The sequence below is a fragment of the Sorangium sp. So ce145 genome (assembly GCF_051525985.1).
In the GTDB taxonomy this organism is placed as follows: Bacteria; Myxococcota_A; Polyangia; order Polyangiales; family Polyangiaceae; genus Sorangium; species Sorangium cellulosum_B.
In genome coordinates this window covers 5,661,316-5,681,138 of the sequence record NZ_CP150315.1, presented here as the reverse complement: position 1 = coordinate 5,681,138, position 19,823 = coordinate 5,661,316, and the positions used below count along the sequence as shown (strand labels likewise).

The 19,823-nt window shown below is 71.4% G+C and carries 10 protein-coding genes; 5 read left to right on the top strand and 5 right to left on the bottom strand.

The genetic code is table 11. The features are described 5' to 3' along the window. Positions 1-256: 256 nt before the first annotated feature. Positions 257-5,203, top strand: a complete 4,947-nt coding sequence (locus WMF34_RS21060) for an MG2 domain-containing protein (RefSeq protein WP_437994342.1) — start codon at positions 257-259, stop codon at positions 5,201-5,203. Between the two features lie 77 nt (positions 5,204-5,280). Here WMF34_RS21060 and WMF34_RS21055 read toward each other — a convergent pair whose 3' ends face one another. Further along, on the bottom strand, positions 5,281-6,870 hold the full coding sequence (locus WMF34_RS21055) for an endo alpha-1,4 polygalactosaminidase (RefSeq protein ID WP_437994341.1): 1,590 nt from the start codon (positions 6,868-6,870) through the stop codon (positions 5,281-5,283). Positions 6,871-7,135: 265 nt separating this feature from the next. Between WMF34_RS21055 and WMF34_RS21050 the strand changes: the two genes are divergently transcribed. After that, entirely contained in the window at positions 7,136-8,626 is a 1,491-nt protein-coding gene (locus tag WMF34_RS21050) for a sigma 54-interacting transcriptional regulator (protein ID WP_437994340.1), read from the top strand. A 408-nt stretch (positions 8,627-9,034) separates the two neighbouring features. Here the strand turns inward: WMF34_RS21050 and WMF34_RS21045 are convergent, their stop codons facing one another. The 3 genes from WMF34_RS21045 to WMF34_RS21035 all read right to left on the bottom strand — a co-directional run bounded on the left by WMF34_RS21045 (position 9,035) and on the right by WMF34_RS21035 (position 16,930). Next, complete coding sequence (locus WMF34_RS21045) at positions 9,035-10,357, bottom strand: hypothetical protein (RefSeq protein WP_437994339.1); 1,323 nt, start codon at positions 10,355-10,357, stop codon at positions 9,035-9,037. 411 nt (positions 10,358-10,768) lie between these two features. Further along, positions 10,769-12,877 carry an RHS repeat-associated core domain-containing protein gene (locus WMF34_RS21040; RefSeq protein WP_437994338.1) on the bottom strand — a complete coding sequence of 703 codons (2,109 nt, stop codon included), beginning with the start codon at positions 12,875-12,877 and terminating at the stop codon, positions 10,769-10,771. Positions 12,878-12,988: 111 nt separating this feature from the next. Continuing rightward, positions 12,989-16,930, bottom strand: coding sequence for a P-loop NTPase fold protein (locus tag WMF34_RS21035; RefSeq protein WP_437994337.1), 3,942 nt, complete (start codon positions 16,928-16,930; stop codon positions 12,989-12,991). 629 nt (positions 16,931-17,559) lie between these two features. Between WMF34_RS21035 and WMF34_RS21030 the strand changes: the two genes are divergently transcribed. Both WMF34_RS21030 and WMF34_RS21025 read left to right on the top strand, forming a co-directional pair. After that, the gene (locus WMF34_RS21030; protein ID WP_437994336.1) at positions 17,560-18,318 is read left to right on the top strand and encodes a class I SAM-dependent methyltransferase; all 759 of its coding nucleotides are present in this window, start codon (positions 17,560-17,562) and stop codon (positions 18,316-18,318) included. 51 nt (positions 18,319-18,369) lie between these two features. Then, on the top strand, positions 18,370-18,498 hold the full coding sequence (locus tag WMF34_RS21025) for a hypothetical protein (RefSeq protein WP_437994335.1): 129 nt from the start codon (positions 18,370-18,372) through the stop codon (positions 18,496-18,498). 12 nt (positions 18,499-18,510) lie between these two features. Here WMF34_RS21025 and WMF34_RS21020 read toward each other — a convergent pair whose 3' ends face one another. Beyond that, a complete protein-coding gene (locus WMF34_RS21020; RefSeq protein WP_012236688.1) occupies positions 18,511-18,930 on the bottom strand; it encodes an outer membrane protein assembly factor BamB family protein in 420 nt (139 codons plus the stop codon). 256 nt (positions 18,931-19,186) lie between these two features. On the opposite strand from WMF34_RS21020, the gene WMF34_RS21015 reads away from it, so the two are divergent. Continuing rightward, a complete protein-coding gene (locus tag WMF34_RS21015) occupies positions 19,187-19,504 on the top strand; it encodes a hypothetical protein (RefSeq protein WP_437994334.1) in 318 nt (105 codons plus the stop codon). The last annotated feature ends 319 nt before the right edge of the window (positions 19,505-19,823 follow it).

The window sequence follows — 19,823 nt, the reverse complement described above, 5'->3', positions numbered from 1 at the left end:
TCATCGGCTCATCGAATCATCGAGTCACAGAGGCGTCGCGATTCCCCCATGGGAACGGAGTCCCGCACGCGGTGGAGGCGCCGATGGGCCTGGACCTTGGCACAAGGTGGCGCACCTCACGCGCGTGGTCCGCGTGGTCCGCGTCTATTCCCGCGGATTTGCTGCTCGATGGCGGTGGTTCATCTTGGTACGGCGGATGCAACCTACGCGCCGGCCGCTGGGGATGTGCCAGCGCCGCTCGGGAGGATTTGGACTTATGCGTTCACGCTTCGATGCTCTCCGCCGACGCTGGAGCTCTCCCCACCTGCTTGCCGCGCTGGCGCTGGCGAGCGCGTTCGCGGCGGGGTGCTCCTCCGATGAGGCCCCGCCAACGACGCTCGGTCGCCCGGATCAACCGCGGAACGGCACGCTCGAGATCGACGAAGCGAGGCTGCTGGGCGTGATCGACGGGAGCGATCTGCGCCTCCAGATCCCGGTGCGCAACCTGACCGCCGGCGCGACGAGCGGCCACCTGCGCGTCACGCTCGTCGATCTCGGCGCGGACAGGGAACAAGGCACGACCGAGGTCGACCTGGAGATCGCGGGCGGGACGGCGACGACCGCGGAGGCGCGCCTTCCGGCGCCGGCCGTGAGCGCGCAGCCGGGCCTCGCGCGGTACCTCGTCCGCGTCGACGACGGGTCGGACGAGGGGCTGCTCGTCACGCGGAGCCTCCTGCGCGTCATCCCGCCCTACGACGTGCAGCTCGAGGGGCCGGCGCGCGTCGTGCGCGGGCGCACCGCGAGCTACCGCGTGCGCGCGACCGACGCTTTCTCCCATCAGCCGGTGCCCAACGTGGGCGTCGAGCTCGCGGTGGGCGAGGGGGCGCGGCCGCTCCGCGGGACGACCGACGCGCTCGGCGCCGCGGTGTTCGAGGTGGAGCCCGGCGCGCTCGGCGCGCACCCCGTCTCCGCGCAGGCGCTCGGCTTCGGCGTCAACGCGGCCCTCACCGCGAACATCACCGTCGAGGGCCCCGGCCCGAAGCTGCTCCTCACCACCGACAAGCCGCTCTACAAGCCCGGCCAGACGATCCACCTGCGCGCGCTCGCGCTCGAGCGGGGGAACAACGCGCCGCTCGTCCGCGAGGCGATCACGTTCGAGGTGGAGGACGGCAAGGGCAACAAGATCTTCAAGAAGCCCATCGAGACCGACGCCTACGGCGTCGCCGCGACGACGTTCCGGATCGGCGCCATCGTGAACACCGGCGAGTTCAAGGTGCGCCTCGTGAGCGGGGAGACCACGACGGAGAAGGTCGTGACCGTGGGGCAGTACGCGCTGCCCAAGTTCGAGGTCGCCGTGAGGACCGACAGGCCCTGGTACACCGCGGGCGACACGCTGACCGGCACCATCGACGCGCGCTATTTCTTCGGCAAGAACGTCGCCGGCGGCAGCGTGACCATCGAGGCGGCGTCGCTGGACGTCGGACAGACGACGTTCCAGCGCATCATGGGCGAGCTCGACGCCGAGGGCCATTACGGGTTCAGCCTGACGCTCCCGCCGAGCCTCGCGGGCCTGCCGCTGGAGCAGGGCGACGCGGCCGTGACGCTCACCGTCACCGTCGCGGACACGGCGGGGCAGGAGGTCACGAAGGCGATCCCGGTCAAGGTCGCGGCCGACGCGGCCTCGATCGTGCTCGTGCCCGAGGCGCGCGAGCTCGTCCCGGGGATCCCCAACACCCTTCTTCTCTTCGTCACCGACCCGCTCGGGGCGCCGCTCGCCGACACCGAGGCGGTCATCACCGCGCCGGACAGCACGCAGCTCACCGCGCGCACCGACGCCTTCGGCCAGGCCGTTGTGAGCTTCACCCCGCCGGTCGCCGCGGCGGACGGCGCGTTCGAGGTGCGGGCGACGGTGGGAGAGCGGGCGGTCACGCGGAAGTTCTCGTTCGGCACGCAGACGGGCGGCGAGCACCTGCTCGTGCGCACCGATCGGGCCGTGTACGAGACCGGCGAGACGGTCGAGGTCACCATCGAGTCGAGCGAGGAGGCCGGCAGCGTCTACGTCGACTGGCTGAACGACGGTCAGGCCGTGGACATGCGCTCTCTCGAGCTCGAGGGCGGGCGCGCCCATTTCAGCATGCCCGTCGACGCCGGCCTGCTCGGCAGCAACCGGGTCGAGGCCTACCTGGTCGACGACGATGGCAATCTGGTCCGCTCCGGCCGCACCGTGTTCGCGCGGGGCGACTCCGCGCTGAGCGTCGAGGTCCAGGCCGACAAGCCCCTGTATGCGCCGGGGGAGACGGCGACGCTGCGGCTGTCGGTCAAGGACGACGCGGGGAACCCGAAGGTCGCCGCGCTCGGCGTCCAGGTGGTCGATCAGGCCGTCTTCGCGCTGGTCGACGCCCAGCCCGGGCTGCTCCGCACCTACTTCGAGCTGGAGGACGAGTTCGCGAAGCCGAGCTACGAGATCCACGGCCCCGCGGCGAACCTCCAGGACCTGCTGTTCAACGCGACAGCGAGCGAGGACCCCGAGCAGGCCGAGGCCGCGCAGGTGAAGACCCAGGCCTCGCTCGCCGCGCTCGCGGGCACGTCGCTCACCGGCCTCCAGGCGCGCACGTGGCCCGCCGTGCTGGCCAAGGTGCCGGAGGAGCTCGCCCAGTTCAACGAGCGCCAGAAGGGCGTGATGAAGCCCTGGCTCGCGGAGGCCACCGCGGCCGCCGCGCAGGAGCTGAAGGCGCTCGGCTGCGACAGCACCCAGTTCAGCTGCAACGGGCAGGGCGTGTACGTCGAGCTGCTCGGGAATCGGGTCGCCGAGCGCCTGCGCGCCTTCGACGTGTGGGGCAACGCGTACCGGGTGGCCTCCAGCTGGAGCGGGCTCACGCTGCAATCGTCGGGGCCCGACGAGGTGGAGCAGAGCCAGGACGACGCGACGTTCGCGTTCACGTTCGGCGATCTCGGGATCCAGGTGCCCCCGCAAGAGTGGAACGAAGGGGGCATCCCCGGCGACGCGGACGGCGGCTGGGCCAATGGCGCCGCGTCCGCGTCGAGCGGCGGGACCGGAGCGGGCGGCGGCTCGGCCGGGAATCCCACCCCGGATCCCGGCGGCGGCAACGGGGGCGGCCCGCGCGTCCGGCGCGAGTTCCCGGAGACCCTCTACGTCAACCCGAGCGTGATCACGAGCCCCGACGGGACGGCCACCCTGAGCATCCCGCTCGCGGACAGCATCACCGAGTGGCGGCTCTCGGCGCTGGCGAACTCGACCGACGGCAAGCTCGGCGGCATCCAGAGCGGCTTCAAGGTGTTCCAGGACTTCTTCGTCGACGTGAGCTTCCCGGCGACGCTCACGCGCGGCGATGAGGTCGAGTTCCCGATCGCCGTCTACAACTACCTGGAGACGCCGCAGACGGTCGATCTCAGCCTCGAGCCGGGGAGCTGGTATACGCCGCTCGGCGCGACGTCGACGACGGTGTCCCTCGCGGCGGGCGAGGTGCGCGGCGTCCGGTTCCCGGTGAAGGTGAACACGGTGGGCGTCAACTCGCTCACGGTCACCGCGCGGGGCAGCGCGGGCGCCGACGCCGTTGCCCGCACCGTGCGCGTGGTCCCGGACGGGAAGCCCTTCGCGGAGAGCGCGTCTGGCATGCTCGCGACGGGCAGCGCCGATCACGCGCTGTCGTTCCCCGCGGACGCGGTCCCCGGCTCGAACCAGCTCTATCTCGAGATCTACCCCGCGTTCCTGTCGCAGGTGGTGAGCGGCATGGACAGCATGCTCCAGGTCCCGAATGGCTGCTTCGAGCAGACGACCTCGACGACCTGGCCCAACGTGCTCGTCACGCAGTACATGAAGCAGACAGGCCAGATCACCCCGGAGATCCAGATGAAGGCCGAGTCGCTGATCTCGGCGGGGTACCAGCGATTGCTCACGTTCGAGCACTCGGGCGGCGGCTTCTCGTGGTTCGGCGAGCAGGACGGGCATCCGTACCTGTCGGTCACAGCGTTCGGCGTCATGGAGTTCGCCGACATGATCAAGGTCCACACCGTGGACGAGGCGATGCTCGCCCGGACCGTCAACTGGCTCGCCGGGCAGCAGAAGGCGGACGGCACGTGGGAAGGCGACCAGACCGAGTTCTTCAGCTTCCACACGGGCACGCTCCGCAACAGCGCCTTCGTGCTCTGGGCGCTCGCGAGCGCGGGGTACACGGGGCCCGAGGTCGGGACGGGGCTCGCCTACCTGGGCCGCTCGCTGAAGCCGGCGACCGACGACCTGTACACGCTGGCGATCGCGGCCAACGCGCTCGCCGTGGCCGACCCCTCCGGCGCGCTGACGGACCAGGTGCTCGACGCGCTGGACCAGCGCAAGACCGCGGAAGGAGACGCATTTTACTGGGATGACGGCGGCACGCAGACCTCGTTCTACGAGTCCGGGAGCGACGCCAGGGTCACGACCACCGCGCTCGCGGCCCACGCGCTGCTCTCCGCGGGCGCCCACCGGCCGAGCGCCGACGGCGGCGTGAAGTTCCTGACCCAGTCGAAGGACCCGAACGGCAACTTCGGCTCCACCCAGGCGACGATCTGGAGCCTGCGCACGCTGCTCCTCGCCGCGAGCAAGGGGACGGAGGGCGCCACGGGGACGGTGACCGTCGCGGTCGACGGCGAGGCGGCGGGCACGGTCTCGCTGCGCGCGGACCAGGCCGACGTCATGACGACGGTCGACCTCACGCACCTCGCGACCGCGGGCGCGCACGACGTCTCGATCGCGTTCTCGGGGGAGGGGAAGCTCAGCTACAACCTGGTGAGCCGCCACAACCTGCCGTGGAGCGCGGTCCCGAGCGACGCGGGAGGCCCGCTCGCGGTCAGCGTGGCGTACGACAAGACCCAGCTGTACGTGGACGACATCGTGACGGCGTCGCTGAGCGTCCAGAACAAGACGGACTCGGTGCAGAGCATGGCCCTCGTGACCGTGGGGCTGCCGCCCGGCTTCCAGCTCCTGACCGAGGATCTCCAGGAGTACATCGCCGCGGGCCAGCTCTCGAGGTTCGAGATCACGGGCAAGCAGCTGATCCTCTACGTGAAGGAGATCCCCGCGGGGCGCGCGGCCACCTTCGCTTACCGGCTGCAGGCGACCATGCCTGTCCGGGCGGAGGACGGCGGCGCCGAGGTGCACCCGTACTACCAGCCGGAGCAGCAGAGCTACTCCGGAGCGCAGCTCCTCGAGGTGGCGGGGGAGTGAGGGGCTGAGCGGGCGAGGGGCGTTGACCGCGGGGGCGCGGCCAGCGCCCCTGCGCCGGCGGGGCGCCGGCGCGTGGATCAGGGGCAGGCGAGGCGCCAGGCGTCGAGGTCGAGCTTCTTGATCAAGGTCGAGAGCCCGAGCGGCTTCGTGGCGGCGCAGACGGCGTTTGCCTCCGAGGCGTCGACGTACTCCGCGTGGAACACCGCCTTGCCGGCGCGGATGAACGGGGTGAGCATCTCGCACTCGTCGTATTCGCGGCACTCCTCGTTCAGGGCCCAGTCGAAGCTCCCCACCAGGTCTTTCACCTGAGCGAGATCGTTCTTCAGCCCGATGGACAGCCCGCGCGCGTGCGCCTCGGCGGCCAGGAAGCGGTTGTAATCGAGCTGCGTCGCCGCCGTCAGCGGGAAGCCGGGGTTGTTGGTGTAGCCGTCGACGTTGTCGGGCTCCACGCCGTCGCAGCGCCTCTGCACCGCCAGATCCAGCCGCGCCTTCATGACGTCGCGCACGCCGGCGTTGCGGGTGTCGAGCCACCGCTCGCCCGGCCAGCCGTCGAGCGGGTTGCCGAGCGCCGCGGCGGGGAACTTCGACGCGTCGTCGCGCCAGTCCTCGCTGCTCCCCGCGCTGAAGTAGCAGATCACCTTCTTCCCGGCCGCGCGCAGCGTGTCGATCTTCGCCTGCGGGGCGTCGAAGAGGTCGATATCGTACATGGCGACATCGAGGCTGGTGTCGATGGTGCCCGTGAGCTGCCATTGCCATGTCGTCCCCGGCGCGGGGACCCAGATGCCGCCGGTGGAGCCACCGGTGCCTGTGGAGCCGCCGGAGCCGCCGCTGCCGCCGGAGCCGCCGGAGCCGCCGCTGCCGCCGGAGCCGCCGGAGCCGCCGCTGCCGCCGGAGCCACCGGAGCCGCCGCTGCCGCCGGAGCCGCCGCTGCCGCCGGAGCCACCGGAGCCGCCGCTGCCGCCGGAGCCACCGGAGCCGCCGCTGCCGCCGCTGCCGCCGCTGCCACCGGAGCCGCCGCTGCCGCCGGCGCCAGCGGAGCCGTCGCCGGTCGTGCCCGTGAGGACGAGCTTGTCGAGCATCGAGCTGTCGGCGGAGCTGCTCGTCGCGTACCGGATCTTGAGGGTACCGCCCGCCACGAACCGCCCGAGCGGCCCCGGCAGGCTCAGGCTCGCGCTCGTCCAGGACCAGTCGCGCGCGAACGCGTTGTCGCCGACAGGGACCCAGGCGCGGGCGGCCGCGTCCCACGCCTCGAAGGTCCAGCGCATGGCCGACTTCGCCGGGCCGCGGTAATTCACGCCCAGCGCGAGGGACGCGAGCTGCGCCGCCGAGGTGCCCGAGGGGAGCGCGTACTCGCACGTCGCGCTCGTGCCGGGCGCGAACTCGACGTACTTCTTCCACACGTCCTGCTCGCCCGTGAGATCCGCCGTCGCGAGCGCGGCGGCCGTCTGTCCGGCGCCGATGCTGCCCCGGCTCACCGTCAGCCTGGAGCAGGTCATCGTGAGGGCGCCGGTGACCGCGTCGCCGCTCGCCGCCGAGGCGATCTCCGCGTCGGAGGCCGGATCCGCGCCGCACCCGGCGGCGGCGAGCGTCGCGGCCAGGCTCACGAGGGCATGGCGCAGGGCGCCGCGGATCGCGAGAGAGGACGCCGGTCGGATGGGATAAGTCATGCTCGTCTCCTGTCGTGTTGGTCGTTCGTGAAGCCAGGCGCACGTCGGCGCGACGCGCCTCGAGACGCTCCGGTCCTCGCGATGGCTCCCGGCGATCGCGGCTCCCGCAGCGCCTCCGCGCGCCAGAGAGGCGCTGGTCCGTGCGCGCCGCAGAGGCAGTGCAAGGCGGGGACCAGCGCGCGCTCCGCGTCTTCCGCGCGGCGGCGCGCGCTGCCGTTGCCGAGGGTTGCGCAAGCGTCGTACACTTGCGCAACCCTCGAACGGCATGGCGGAGCGAGACCCTCGTCGACAGGCAGCCTCTCCGCCGAGCGCGGCGCCGCCGCTTACCGCGGCCGAGGTCGCGACCGAGCTCGACGCCGCGGAGAGCGCGCCCAGCGAGCGGACGCCGCAGGGTCAGGCCTCCCTGATCGTCCGCGCCGGTGATGGCGCGGCGCGGGTGATCGATCTCACCGACGGTGATGTGGTCGCGGTCGGTCGCGCGCCGGAGTCCACGGTCTGCGTGGACGACGCCCGCGTCTCGCGCAACCACGCGCGCGTCGCGCGGCGGGGCCAGGCCGTCGCGCTCGTCGACCTCGGGAGCCGCAATGGCACGTCGGTGAACGGCGCCGTCGTGCGCGGGGCGGAGCGGGCCCTCGCCGGCGGCGACGTGATCCGCATCGGCCCGGCCGAGATCGTCGTCGCGATCGCGGCGCCGGCGCCCGTCGAGGCGGCGCCGCCGGGGGCCGCGCCGGAGGCGCTGGAGGGCCCGCCCTCCGGCGCCGGCGCCGGGTTCGTCGTCGCGGACGAGGCCATGGTGAAGGTCTTCCAGGTGGTGCAGCGCCTCGCGCGCGCGCAGACGACGGTGCTCGTGCTCGGCGAGACGGGCGCGGGGAAAGAGGTCGTCTCCGAGCAGCTCCACCGCATCAGCCCGCGCGCCGGGGGCCCGTTCGTGAGGCTCAGCTGCGCGGCGCTGCCCGAGGCGCTGCTCGAGAGCGAGCTCTTCGGGCACGAGAAGGCCGCCTTTACCGGGGCGGATCGCCGCAAGATCGGCTACTTCGAGGCGGCGCAGGGCGGCACGCTGCTGCTCGACGAGATCGGCGAGCTGCCCCTCGCCATGCAGGCCAAGCTGCTGCGCGTGCTCGAGAGCCGGCGCGTGGCCCGGATCGGCGGCACGCAGGAGATCGAGCTCGACGTGCGCGTCGTGTGCGCGACGCACCGGGACCTCCAGGCCGAGGTGGCGGCCGGGAGGTTCCGGCAGGATCTCTACTATCGCATCAGCACGTTCGTCCTCCGCGTCCCGCCGCTGCGCGAGCGGCGCGCCGAGATCGCGTTGCTCGCGCACCGCTTCGCGCAGCAGGTCGCCGGGCGCATGGGGGAGCGGGCGCCGCGCTTCGCGCCCGCGGCGATGCAGGCGCTCGAGGCGCACGCGTGGCCCGGCAACCTGCGCGAGCTGCGCAACGCGGTGGAGCACGCCGTCGTGCTGGCCGAGGGCGGCGTCATCGAGGTCGAGCACCTTCCGGCCTCCGTGGTGGAGGGCGCCGAGGGCGCCGCGCCCCCCGCGAGCGCGGGCGCGGGCGCACCTCCGGCGAGCGCGGGGGCGCCACCGCCGTCCGTGGACGGCGGGACGATGCCGGCGCGCCTCGCCGAGCTGGAGAAGCGGAGCATCGAGGACGCCCTCGCCGCCGAGGGGAACAACCAGACGCGCGCGGCGAAGCGGCTCGGCATCTCGCGGCGCGCGCTGCTCTACAAGCTGGACAAGTACGACATCAGGCGGTGAGCCGCGGAGAGCGCGCATGGGCGCCGCGCCCGGGAGCCGGCGCGCTTCGGCGAGGGGGGATGCTGGTGGAGTCGCCGGTCGCGCGCCGGCGTGCGAGCTCGGCCAGGTCTCGCTCGAACGCCTCGGCGTGTTCCTTCCGGACACGCCGGGTGATGGCGACGTGGATCGTCCGGCTCATGCGTGGGCTGCCTGGTTCCGCGTGTCAGAAATCCCGCCAGAGAAACCGGTCGATGACGAGCGGTCGCCGGAAACAGTAGCGATGTTCATAGTTTCCGCCTGTCTCCCCGTCGAGGGCAGCTCCGATGTGGCCCAACGGAGCGCCCTCCGCCGCCGCGTCGTCAACGGGGCGGCGTTCATTCCACAGTCTGCGGCGGCAGGAACAGGATGCGCCACCGTGCCGGCGCTCGATCAGCGCGTGGCCTCGCTCCGCTCGATGCTCAGCTCAGGGTGGTTCGCCTGGATCCATGCGAGCGCCTGCTCGATCACCGCAGGTTCGTCCGCGTAGAGGATACAGGGGGACACGCAGAACTCGAGGTAGGCGGGCGTCGACCAGATCACCAGGTCGTCGCTCGTCCAGAACGACTGCGTCCGGTCGCTGAGCTCGGGTGCGCGCGGGACGCCGAGAGCCCGCGCCAGCGCCTCGCCCACGTCCTCGGAGAGGCTCGCGCGATGGCGGGCCGGCCACTCCGGGATCACGTCCGGAGCCTCGTGCCCCAGGGCGAACCGCTCCAGGAAGATGCGCCACGAATCGGCGAAGACGAAGCGCTCCACCACCCCGTCGTCGGCGAGGATCGCGCCGTCGGCGGCCATGAAGTACAGGCCCCTGGAGAAGGCGCCGATCGGCACCAACCCGTTGCGGGGCAGGACGCCGCCCTCGATCTCGAGCGCGGGGCCCAGCCAGGTGTGCTCTCCGTGGTCGCGGGAGACACAGAGGCCGCCCGCGTGCTGCTCGAACGCGAACAGTGGTTCACTGGCCGCGACGCCGTGAGGTGCGAGCAGCTCCTCGAGGCGGGCGCGCGAGGCGGCGCGCTGCGGATCCCGGAGTACCCCCCGCGCGCGCAGGGCGTTTACCGCGCGGTCGGTGAGCACGCCCCGAAACCCCTCGGCAGCGAGCATCCATCGCGTGTGCGCGAGCCGGTCGCCCACCGGCGGGAGCTCGCGGCGCTCGAGCACACGCCCGCCGAAGTCGCGCTCCTGGACGAGGGAGACGCCTGACGCGGTGCGCTCGATGCGCAGCGCTCCCCGCTCCTCGGGCCGGTCCAGGCCGACCGGCACGAGCCCGCGGCTCGCCGGCGCGGGGGCTTCGCCCGGATCGCGAAGCGCCACGGTGATCTCGTCGCAGGCGATCGCCGCGACCGCCGGCGAGCCCGCGAGCGCTTCGACTGCCCGGGCGAGCCGCTCGACCGATCTGGCGAAGACGAGCGTCCGGTCCGGAGCGGCGCCCGAGGGGTGCCCGTCGAGGATGACAAGATCCTCGGCGTCCCAGACCGTGTGGTAGGCATCGCTCGCCACCGCCACAGGCCGGGCGCCGAGCGCCTCCGCGAGCCGGGCGCCAGCGCGCGGGCGGGCTTCGAGGCGCAGGTGGTGGAGGCCGCGCTGCGCGATGTCGAGGAAGCGCGCGAGCTTCTCGACCAGCATCACGGGGGACGTTGCGTAGGGCACCAGTGCGTATCCCGTCGAAGAGCCCTCCACGGAGACGGTTCCGTCGTCGCTCAGCAGGACGTCGACCATTCCCAGCGAGCGTTCCGCGCGGTCATGTGAGACGCGCAGGTACGGATCGAGCCCCGCGAATGCTGCGAAAGGCGCGCTGATCCCGATGGGCCAACAGCCGGCGCGGGACAGCGCCCTCGTCATGTTGCGTTCCAGCAGCGCCGCTGGGCCGAGGAGGATCTCCCACCAATCTCGCGATGGGGGACCGAAGGAACCGCCGCTCGCAAGCTCCAGCGGGTCCCGCGCGCGGTCCGAGCCGGCGAAGCCGCCGATCGCAGCCTCGGCGGCGAACAGCGCTTCGTGGGTGGGAAGCCCGTTCAGACGCAACAACTTTTCCAGTCGATCGCGTCCGGCCCGACGCGCCTCGCTGCGGACGATGCCACGGCGGGCGAGGGTCTCGATGGCGAAAAGGGAAATCTCCATGGTGGGCCCTCAGCGCGGCATCTGCACCCGCATGTTCGCTGCATTGCGTGGGTTCATGAGGCTCCTCGCGCTCCTCGTCGGTGCGCCCTGGTTCATCGCTTGTTGCCATCCGGGGCTCGGATTGTCGATGCCCGGCGTGGTGCGGCCCACCAGATCCACGAGCTCGTTCGGCGGTGCGCCCTGGTTCGCCTGATTCTGGAGGTTGCGGAAAAGCACGCCGCAGTTCGGACAGGCGTTTCGCGCTCCGCCGCCCTGCTGCGTCGAGCTGATCCCATCGACCTCTCGGAGCGCGCCGCGGAGATGCTGGTTGTTCGGATCGCTGGCCGAGCCGCATGTCCCGCGCGGCAAGTTGTTGCGTCGCTCATAATCATAGAGATGCTCGCTCAGCGCCGCCGGCTCGGAGCAGTTCGCCGGATGGCGCGTCGCCTGGGGGAATTGCCCGTTGGTCGAGCCGTTTGCGGCCTGAACGGGCACCTGCGGCGCCATGTTGTTCCAGACCGCGGGGTGGATGTCGACCGGGTTGTCGGGATCGCGCCCGCCTTGGCTCACACCGCTCGCGTTCGGCAACGGCGTGCGGCTGCCGTCCGGGTTAATCTGCGAGCGCTGGATGTTCGTGGTCATCGCTTGCAAGCCGTCGATGTCCACCGTGTTGAGCGGCGAGTTGTCCGCGAAGCCGTAGCGGCGGACGATCTCGACGGGATCCGGGCTGATGTAGCGGCCAATGTCGGGGTCGTAATAGCGATGCCTGTTGTAACAAAGGCCGGTCTCCTCATCCGCGTACTGGCCAGGAAACCGCAGCGGCGTGAAGGCCTCTCCCTGCACCGCGCCGAACGCGCGCGCCCGCTGCTCGGCCGCGATCTGACCCGAGGACGTCACGAGAAGATCGGGGAATCCGTTCGGCGCACTCACGTAGAACTGGAGCGCGCCGCCGTCATCGATGTGCGCCAGCGGGGCGAAGCTCCCATCCGGGAAAACGTATGTTCGCGTCTCGGTCACCGGGACGTCCAGGGACGCGTCGCGCACACGCACCTCGTGAAGCAGGCGCTGATCGTCCCAAACGAAGCGAGTCATTGCAAGGAGCTGTCCTTGGCTCGAGCGAACCCGCTTGGCCAGCCGCCGGCAGAACGCGTCGTAAATGAACTCCACGATGCGCCCGTCGGGCGCGACGACCGAGGCCAGGCGCCCGCGTCCATCCCAGGTGTACTTCCAGCGGCGCCCATCGGAGAGGCGTTTTTCCACGAGGCGCGCGCGCTCATCGTAGGCGTAGGCCGTCTCCCCCCGCTGCAACAGGGCACCGCCGCGATCGTACGCGTGCTCGCCGGCCTCGGTGGCGTAGAGGTTGCCTACCTCGTCGAAGCCGAAGAGCTCCGCCTTCCCGTGGGCAGGGATCTTGGCGAGGAGCTGCCCCATGGGATCGTACCGGTATCCCGTCGCGCCGAGGCGCGCGTCGAGCTCCTCTTCGAGAAGACCTACAGAGGAGTAGCGATACTGCGTGTCCGAAACGACCCCGTGCGCGATGGGCCCAACCCACTCCGGCTCGCCCGGTCCAACCGCGGCGCGCGCTGTCGCGGAGAAGACGCGCCGCTGGGCGAGGCGACCGGCCGGATCGAAGTCGTACTGAATGCGCCCGCCGCCCGGAAGGACGGCCTGGCGCTCGCGGCCCAGCGCGTCGTAGTGGAAGTCCACAACCTCCCGGCCGAGCGCCATCCGCGCGATCTTGCCCATGATGTCTCGATGCATGTGCTCGACGTACCCGAGCGAGCTGACGCGCCGCGTCCTCCGCCCCATGGAGTCGTAGACCGCTTCAATCGTGTGGCGGACGCCGAGCGAGATCTGCTCCTCCTTCACGAGGCAGCCCCGCTCATCGTATGTCAGGTAGCACTCCGTGTCAGGCGTTCGCGCATCGATCAGTCGCCCCACCTCGTCATAGGCAAATTCCTCCACACCGCCGTCGTAGATCCGCTTGATCAACTGTCCGGCTGCGTCGTATTCGTATTCGACCAGCTCGCCGGTGCTGCTCCGCCACTGCGTCAACCGGCCGAACAGATCGCGCCGGAAGTCGTGCGTGCGTCCGTCCATCAGCTCCTCGCGGATCACGTGCCCTGCGAGGCTCCGCACGAAGCGATGAACCTGCCCGCGCTCCGGCCACGCTGCGCGCGCTGGTTGACATAGAACACCTTATGCGATCCGCATCCCTCCTGGAAAGGAGACGCTGTATCAGCAACTGATTCAGAGGGGGCCGCTTTCGCCCCACGGCATGCGGGCCTCACCCGCCCTCGGTCCGCTCGGCGGGACCTCCGCGGGCAGGGACTCGACCCAGGGCTCGAAGGAGAACCGCCGGACGCGCGGGATCCAGGCGCGGAACGACAGCAGGCTCGCCCCGAGGAGCCGCCGGTCTCGCAGCATGGATAGCAGGCGGGACAGCAATCTCAGCTTGTCGTCATGCGCTTCGGAGAAGCGCTTCACAACCACGTCGAGATCGTCGACCGACGCGTCAAGCCCTCCAGGCGCGAGGTGCTGGGCGAGCACGTGCGCGAGCACCGGCTCACCGATTTGCAGCGCGAGCAGCAGGAGCACGGGGCCGAACTCGCGCCGCGCGAGGAACTCGTCCAGCGAGGGCTCGTCCGAGCCGGGAATCTCGAGGCGCGCCCGGAGGACCCGGTAGACGTTGATCAGGCTCTTCGTGCTCCGAGGGGTGGAGAGGAGCGGGACGAGCGTCTCGATGAACTCCCGCTCCGCGAGCGTGATCTTGAGCCTGGGAGGAGGCGGCGGCGTGGCCTTCGGCGCGCCGACCCGCACCCCGCCTCCCTGGCCCTGGTCCGCGCCGCGCCCGGCGGACGCCGGCGCGTCCTCCGCGGCGCCGGCGCCCTGTCCGGCGGCGACGGCCGTGCCCGAGTCCCCCCCGTCGCTCGCCCGCGCCAGCGAGGATCGCCCGCGGTCCGCCGCGGCGGACGTATCGGTGTCCGCGTCGGCCTCGAGAGGAAGGAGCGCGCGGACGACGCCCGCGAACAGCGTGGTGTCGAGCGACGGGACGGCGAACGGGATCTGGAAGATCTTCTCGAGGAACTGGCGCGGGGTGGTCAGCCGCACGGCGACGCTTTCGCCCCGATGGCTCCGCTCCAGCGGGAGGAGCTTGCCATAGTGCTCGTAGAGCGACCGCACGAGCCAGCGGGAGTCGACCGCGACGACGACCACGAAGAGCCGCATGCCGAGCAGCAGGTGCACGGCCTCGAGGACCTCGACCACGCGCCCCGGCGGACACCGATCGAGATCGTCGATGTACAAGACGATCCGATCGACCTGCGCGACGAGCTCCTTCGGGGGCGTCTCTCCGTCCGGCGAGACGCCGACCAGCCGCGACAGCTGGGCGAGGTCGCGCCGGATGAGGCTCACGATCCCGAGGTGGCGGCGATAGTCGTCGGTCTGCGCGCGCTCCGCCAGGAACCGGAAGAGCACGCGGCCGGCCTTCGCCTCGTCCAGATCGCTCTCGGCCTTGCTGACGGCCTCGGCGGCGGCCTTGAGCTCCGCGTCCGCCTGCGCAAGCTCCTTGTGCTTGGCGGTGAGCTCGCCGCGCGCGACGTCGGAGGCGTGGGCCGCGGCGGCGAGCCGCTCCGCGGCGCGCTTCCTCTGCGCGTCCGCCGAGGCCTCGACCGGAGCCAAAAACCGCTCGGCCCAGGCGACCGCGGCGTCGGTCGGCGCGGCGGCGATCCGTGCGACGCGCGCCGCCCAGACGACGAACGACCCGGCGCTGGCGAGGACCGCCCCCAGGGTCGACCTGCCGCCGAGGTACCAGAAGGCGACGGTGACGGCGGCGGCGAGGAGCAGGACGACGGCCCACACCTCGGCGGAGAATGCGACCTTCATCGCCTCGACGACGCGGCCCCACACCGTCCGGAGCCTGCCCAGGCGATCGCGCCATTCCCGGAGCACCTCGGCTGCTCCCGCCTCGTCGAGCCCCTTGCGTGCGTGATCCGACAGCCATTGAAACGCGGACTGGAGGACGGCGCTCGTCTCAATCTGCAGCGCGGCGTGGCGGATCTGCTCCTCCTCGCAAGCGAGGCGCGCGACGCGCTCCCGCGCCACGTCGACCCGCTTCGAGGCCGCCTCGCGCCGCTCCTCGGCGTCCTTCTTCGCTACCTGCGAGGTCTCGAGGCTCGCGAGGAGCCGCCGGCGCGTGACGCTGGCGGGCTCGTGCGGGTTCACGCGCTGACCCAGCTCGTCGAACAGGTGCGACACCAGGCCTGCCCACAGGTTGGCCTCGAGATAGTGCCACGCGTTGAACGTGATCTGGACGACCTCGCCCACGAGGCCGGGCTGTTCCCCCCGCTTCCGCGCCTCGCGCGAGGCATCCGCGTCGCGTGCGATGCGACGCTTGAGGTGCTCGATGAAGAAGCTCTTGCCAGAGCCCCAGTCGCCGAACAAGCCGACCGACAGCGGCGGGCGGAGATCTGTGGCGAGCAGGACCCGGGAGAAGGCGGCGATGTCGCGCGAGATGCCGAGCGGCTTGTTGAGGTGCTCGAGATCGGAGGTCAGCACGGCGATGGACGCGGAGCTCGCGGGGGCGAAGCGCCATAACTTCACGGTGGCGTCGTCGCTGCTCGTCACGAGCCGTTGGCCGGGGCCGTCGAAGGCGATGGTAATCACGCGGCCCGCGTGGCCCTGCCACGAGCGGACGATGCGCAGGGAGTAGGGCTCGCGGACCTCTAGGAGCCCGCTCGCATGACCGAGGACGAGCCATCGCCCGTCAGGTGAGAACTCAAGCGCGGAGACAGCGCCGCCGGACGGATCGCTCTGCCCGTGGAGTTCCAGCGTGCGCGCGTCGAGCACGAGGCAGGAGCCCCGCTGGACGGCCACGAGCTTCCCGTCGGCGGACGCGGCCACTCCGTGCCCACCGGGCGGCTCCCCGGCGCTCTCCCCGGGGAGCTGTGCGAAGGCGGGCGGCTCCTCCGTCAGGGACACGCGCAGCACCCCCGCCCCGGTGTCGACGAAGAGCACGTCGCCGGCTCCCCAGGCGATGTCGCGCGCTGGCCGCTGCACCTCCAGGGCGCGCTCGGCGCCCGGCGCCGCAGGATCCGTCACCCGCAGCATGTGTCCGGCGGCCACCGCGAGTCGGCCGCGCCGGTCGAACCGCGCACAGACAGCTTCCTGCATGGAAGCGCCGGAGTGCCCGTCCTCGTCGAGGTGGATCAACCCTTCGTGCGTCAGGACGACGGCGCGGGGCGGATGGGGTGACGGGCTCACCTCGAGCGCGAGCGCGCCCTCGCGCGGCAAGGCATGGTTGATATCGCGTGCGCGCGGCAGGTCCGTGTACCGGCTCAGGTTGCCTTCCCTGTCGAGGACCCAGAGCCGCCCGCGGTCGTCGAACGCCGCTCCGGCGGGGGACGCTTGCGTGGCGGAGACATCGATCAGCCAGTCGTCGCGGGCTGGCCCAAGGCGCTCGCGGAGCGCGGCCAGCAGCTCGGGGCTGATCTGCCCGTCCGCGCGCCGCCCGATCTCGGCCTGGAACGCCGCGATGGCGGCCCTGGTCTCCCGTCCAGCGACTCCGTCCGTGGCGAGGCTCTTCGACCGCGCTTGCAGCAGCAGCTGCGCTTCGCGCACGGCGGCTTGCGAGGGCTCCGTCGCCGCGGTGGACGGCGGGGCGGAGGCGCGATCCGCCGGTCCGGGAAGGAGCGCCTCGAGCGCCCGGAGCGCGGCGTCCACGTTCCCGCCCGCGCTGGAGAAGCGGTCGCCAAACGGTCCCGTGGTCGCCGTCTTGAGGATGCTGACGACGAGCCCCGCCGCGTCGAGGGCGCGTCGCTCCGTCCGCTGCGACCGGTATTGATCGAGTCCGGCGAGAACGGCCTCGCTGACCGGCGACGTATCGTCGACCTGGGTATCCCGTGGAGCAAACCCCACCAGGCCTGTCAGCCGCTCATAACGCGCGGAGCTGAAGCCCGACGCCTCGAGCGCGTTGCGGACCGCGGAGTTCACCTGGTAGGCAGCGTAGAAGACCGTCGAGCGCGACAGCTCATCCAGATCCCTGGAGAGCCTCGCCTGACGCCCGAGCCGTCCCTGCTGCCTGCGATAGGCGTGCGCCTGCGCCGCGACGGCCGACAGACGGCGCAGCTCCGGGGCGAGCTCGAAGCCCATGTCACGGAGCTGATCGAGCATGCCTTGAGGGGGCTCTGCCATGGCGCGCACCACCGTACCCGGACCGGCGTGGGCATTGCCAGATCGAACGGAGCGTCATGCACGTCGCTGGGCAGCTCCTCAATCCCCGCGCAGGGGCTAGTTGTGGCAGCGTGGAGGGCTCACCTGCCTTTACCGTCTCTGGCATCCCTCGCCACAGGAGCAGCAGGGCGTCGAGGGCCAGGGCCGACAGGACCACGAAGCAGCAGCTGCCCGATCGCCTCGTGAACGACCCGGGTTGCCTCCAAATCCCCGAGGGCGACGGCTCAGCGTGCCGGCGAGCGAGGCGACGACGGCCGCCCGAGGCGACGGATCGACGGTCGCGAGCGCCCCGGGCCAGAGGTCCGGCGGTCGGGCCCGGGTTGGGCCCATGCCCTTCGAACCGGTGCGATCTGTGGCCACGCCCCCCTGGAACTCCGGGGAAAGCGACGGATCGCGACGGTTCACCCCCGCGGAATCGTCCCGCCAGAGAAACCAGTCGATAGTGGGTGGTCGCTGGAAACAGTAGCGATTTTCGTAGTATCCGCTGGTTGGGCCGCTTGGAGGAGAACAGCGGATCTGCGATTGAACGATGCTCCCGGTTCGTCGAAAAGTGCGTGAGCCGTCGCGCCGGGCGGACCAGACTGACGACCATGACCTCGCGCGCTCGCACCTTCGGCAGCGCCGCGTCCGCGTACGAGCGGTTCCGGCTGGGCTACCCCGACGAGCTCGTCGACCTGGTGCTCGAGTACGCGGGCCGGCCCGTGCGCTCCGCTCTCGAGATCGGCGCCGGCACGGGCAAGGCCACGCGGGCTTTCGCAGCCCGCGGCATCGAGGTCACCGCCACGGACCCGGACGCGGCCATGCTCGCCGAGCTCCGCCGTCAGGTGCCCGCGAGCGTGACCGTCGTCCGGGGAGCCTTCGAGGACCTCCCGCTGACGCGGACCTACGACCTCGTGTTCGCGGCCGCCGCGCTGCACTGGACCGCGCCGTCGGGTCGCTGGGAGCGGGTGGCCGCTCTCCTGGGGCCGGACGCGGCGTTCGCCTCGTTCGGCGCGCCGCTGCGGCTGGCCGACCCCGGCCTCGCGGAGGCTGTCCGCGCCGCCCGCGCGCCGTTCCTCGACGACGACGAGGTGCCGTCGCCCGACGGCACACCGGAGGGCGCGGCGATGCGGTGGCCCGGCACGGAGCTGATCAGGTCGGACGCCTTCACGGACGTGCGCCAGGTCGTGGTCACCCGGCGCCCGACGGTCTCCGCCTCGGACTATGTCGGCCATCTCGCGACGATCTCGGCCTACCTCGAGCTCCCCGCGTCCGTCCGGGAACTGGCCCTCGCTGCGGTGCGGGCCGTGCTCCCCGATCGAGTGACGCTCGACGCCGATCTCACGCTGCACCTGGCCCGGCGGCGCTGACGGCACCTCGCCAGACGGCCTGCGGCCGGCCCTGTCGGCGGCTCCGGCGCGTTGCTGGTCGCCGGTCCGGTGGTCGAGTGGTTCCGCGACCGGGCGCTGCCGCTGTTCCTGCGGCTCGGCGCGGCGGCGCAGGCGCGCGTGCACGCGTACCGGATCGACTGGGAGGCGCGGGCGGCGTAGCGCCGGGGGGCGTCAGTCCTTATCGTCCGGCTGCGCCACATTGTCCGGCACGCCCAGGGCGACCGGGCCCATCCCCTTGCTCTTGAACTGGTTGTGCCAGAGGCTCTTGCCGGTGAGCGAGAAACACTCCACCTCGCCCTGCTTGGCGACGAAGAGCCGGTCTCCCTCCAGGAGGAGCGTGGCGCGGCCCTGCGTGGCGGCCTTCACCTCCCAGAGCAGCTCGCCCGTCGGGTAATGCAGACAGGCGACGTGGCTGAAGCTCGCCGCGTAGATCGCCGCAGGCGTGATCAGGAGCGCTGTGGAAGAGAAACCGCCCCCGGCCTGCTTGTACTCCCAGAGCACGCGCCCGGTGGCCGGGTCGACGCCGAAGATCTGATCCCGGAACGCCGCCACCAGCACCGGCGCCGCCGCGATTGTTCGGTATTCGCTCATACGTCCCCTCGCTTCCTGATTGCGCCCAGCGAGCTATCAGCGGGGGGGCGGCGCGGCAAGCTGCGAGCACGTGCGGGGTCGCGAGCCGCGCGCACGGCGAAGATGCGGGTCCTGGACGCCCTCGGTCCATCACCTTCTCGCTGTCCGCCGTCGTTACGCCCTGCTCGGGGCAGCGCGGGCAGGCGAGCTTCTCCCGCTTGTCCTCGATGATCTTGAACTGCACCGGCACGAACCCGAGCACTTTGCGTGAACACCGATGAGCGACAGCTTCGTTCTGAAGACGGTCGATGACGCCTGGGCGTTCTTCAGGGGTCGCGTGATGGACGACATCCGAGCTGTCGACAGCGGCACGATGCACATCGAGTCGACTTCGGACGATGACCGCGTCCTCGCGAAGCTCATCCAGGATCGTGAGGGAGAGTTCGAGGAGCGGATGATAGCCGGCCTGTCCGAGCCGGCCGTCGCTCGATGGGCTGGTTGGGAAGCGGGGATTGCCGGCTGCTGGCTGCACTGGGCGAACGGGCGCCGTTCGACGCATTGTTGCAGCGCTTGGCCGGCGAGCGAGACGGGCTAGCGGGCGGAGCGGCGCTGGATCGGGTCGGCCGCGGGGGCCCTGCGCGGACCGGGGCGGAATCGTAGAATCTCCTGGGAGGGAGTGGCAGCATGCAGGTTTATCGGATGACAGAGAAGGGCCCTTCGCCGGGTCGACCTGGGCAGCCCACTTCTAGAAATAGGGTTGTTGCAGGTTCCAGCCACAGCGCTGCTTCGCTGCCGCGATCATCTGAGGTCTGCCTCCAGCCGCCGGGCCGTCTGCTGCCGTGTACGAGCGTCCAGGTCTTCCCGCCTCGAAGCAAGTGCATGAATACGCACCTGCTCCCTTACTGCAGTCAATG

Excerpts from the sequence above, each read along its gene's own strand:
- WMF34_RS21060 (WP_437994342.1), top strand. The coding sequence starts at position 257 with ATGCGTTCACGCTTCGATGCTCTCCGCCGACGCTGGAGCTCTCCCCAC.
- WMF34_RS21055 (WP_437994341.1), bottom strand. The coding sequence starts at position 6,870 with ATGACTTATCCCATCCGACCGGCGTCCTCTCTCGCGATCCGCGGCGCC.
- WMF34_RS21050 (WP_437994340.1), top strand. The coding sequence starts at position 7,136 with ATGGCGGAGCGAGACCCTCGTCGACAGGCAGCCTCTCCGCCGAGCGCG.
- WMF34_RS21045 (WP_437994339.1), bottom strand. The coding sequence starts at position 10,357 with ATGGTCGACGTCCTGCTGAGCGACGACGGAACCGTCTCCGTGGAGGGC.
- WMF34_RS21035 (WP_437994337.1), bottom strand. The coding sequence starts at position 16,930 with ATGGCAGAGCCCCCTCAAGGCATGCTCGATCAGCTCCGTGACATGGGC.
- WMF34_RS21030 (WP_437994336.1), top strand. The coding sequence starts at position 17,560 with ATGACCTCGCGCGCTCGCACCTTCGGCAGCGCCGCGTCCGCGTACGAG.
- WMF34_RS21020 (WP_012236688.1), bottom strand. The coding sequence starts at position 18,930 with ATGAGCGAATACCGAACAATCGCGGCGGCGCCGGTGCTGGTGGCGGCG.
- WMF34_RS21015 (WP_437994334.1), top strand. The coding sequence starts at position 19,187 with ATGAGCGACAGCTTCGTTCTGAAGACGGTCGATGACGCCTGGGCGTTC.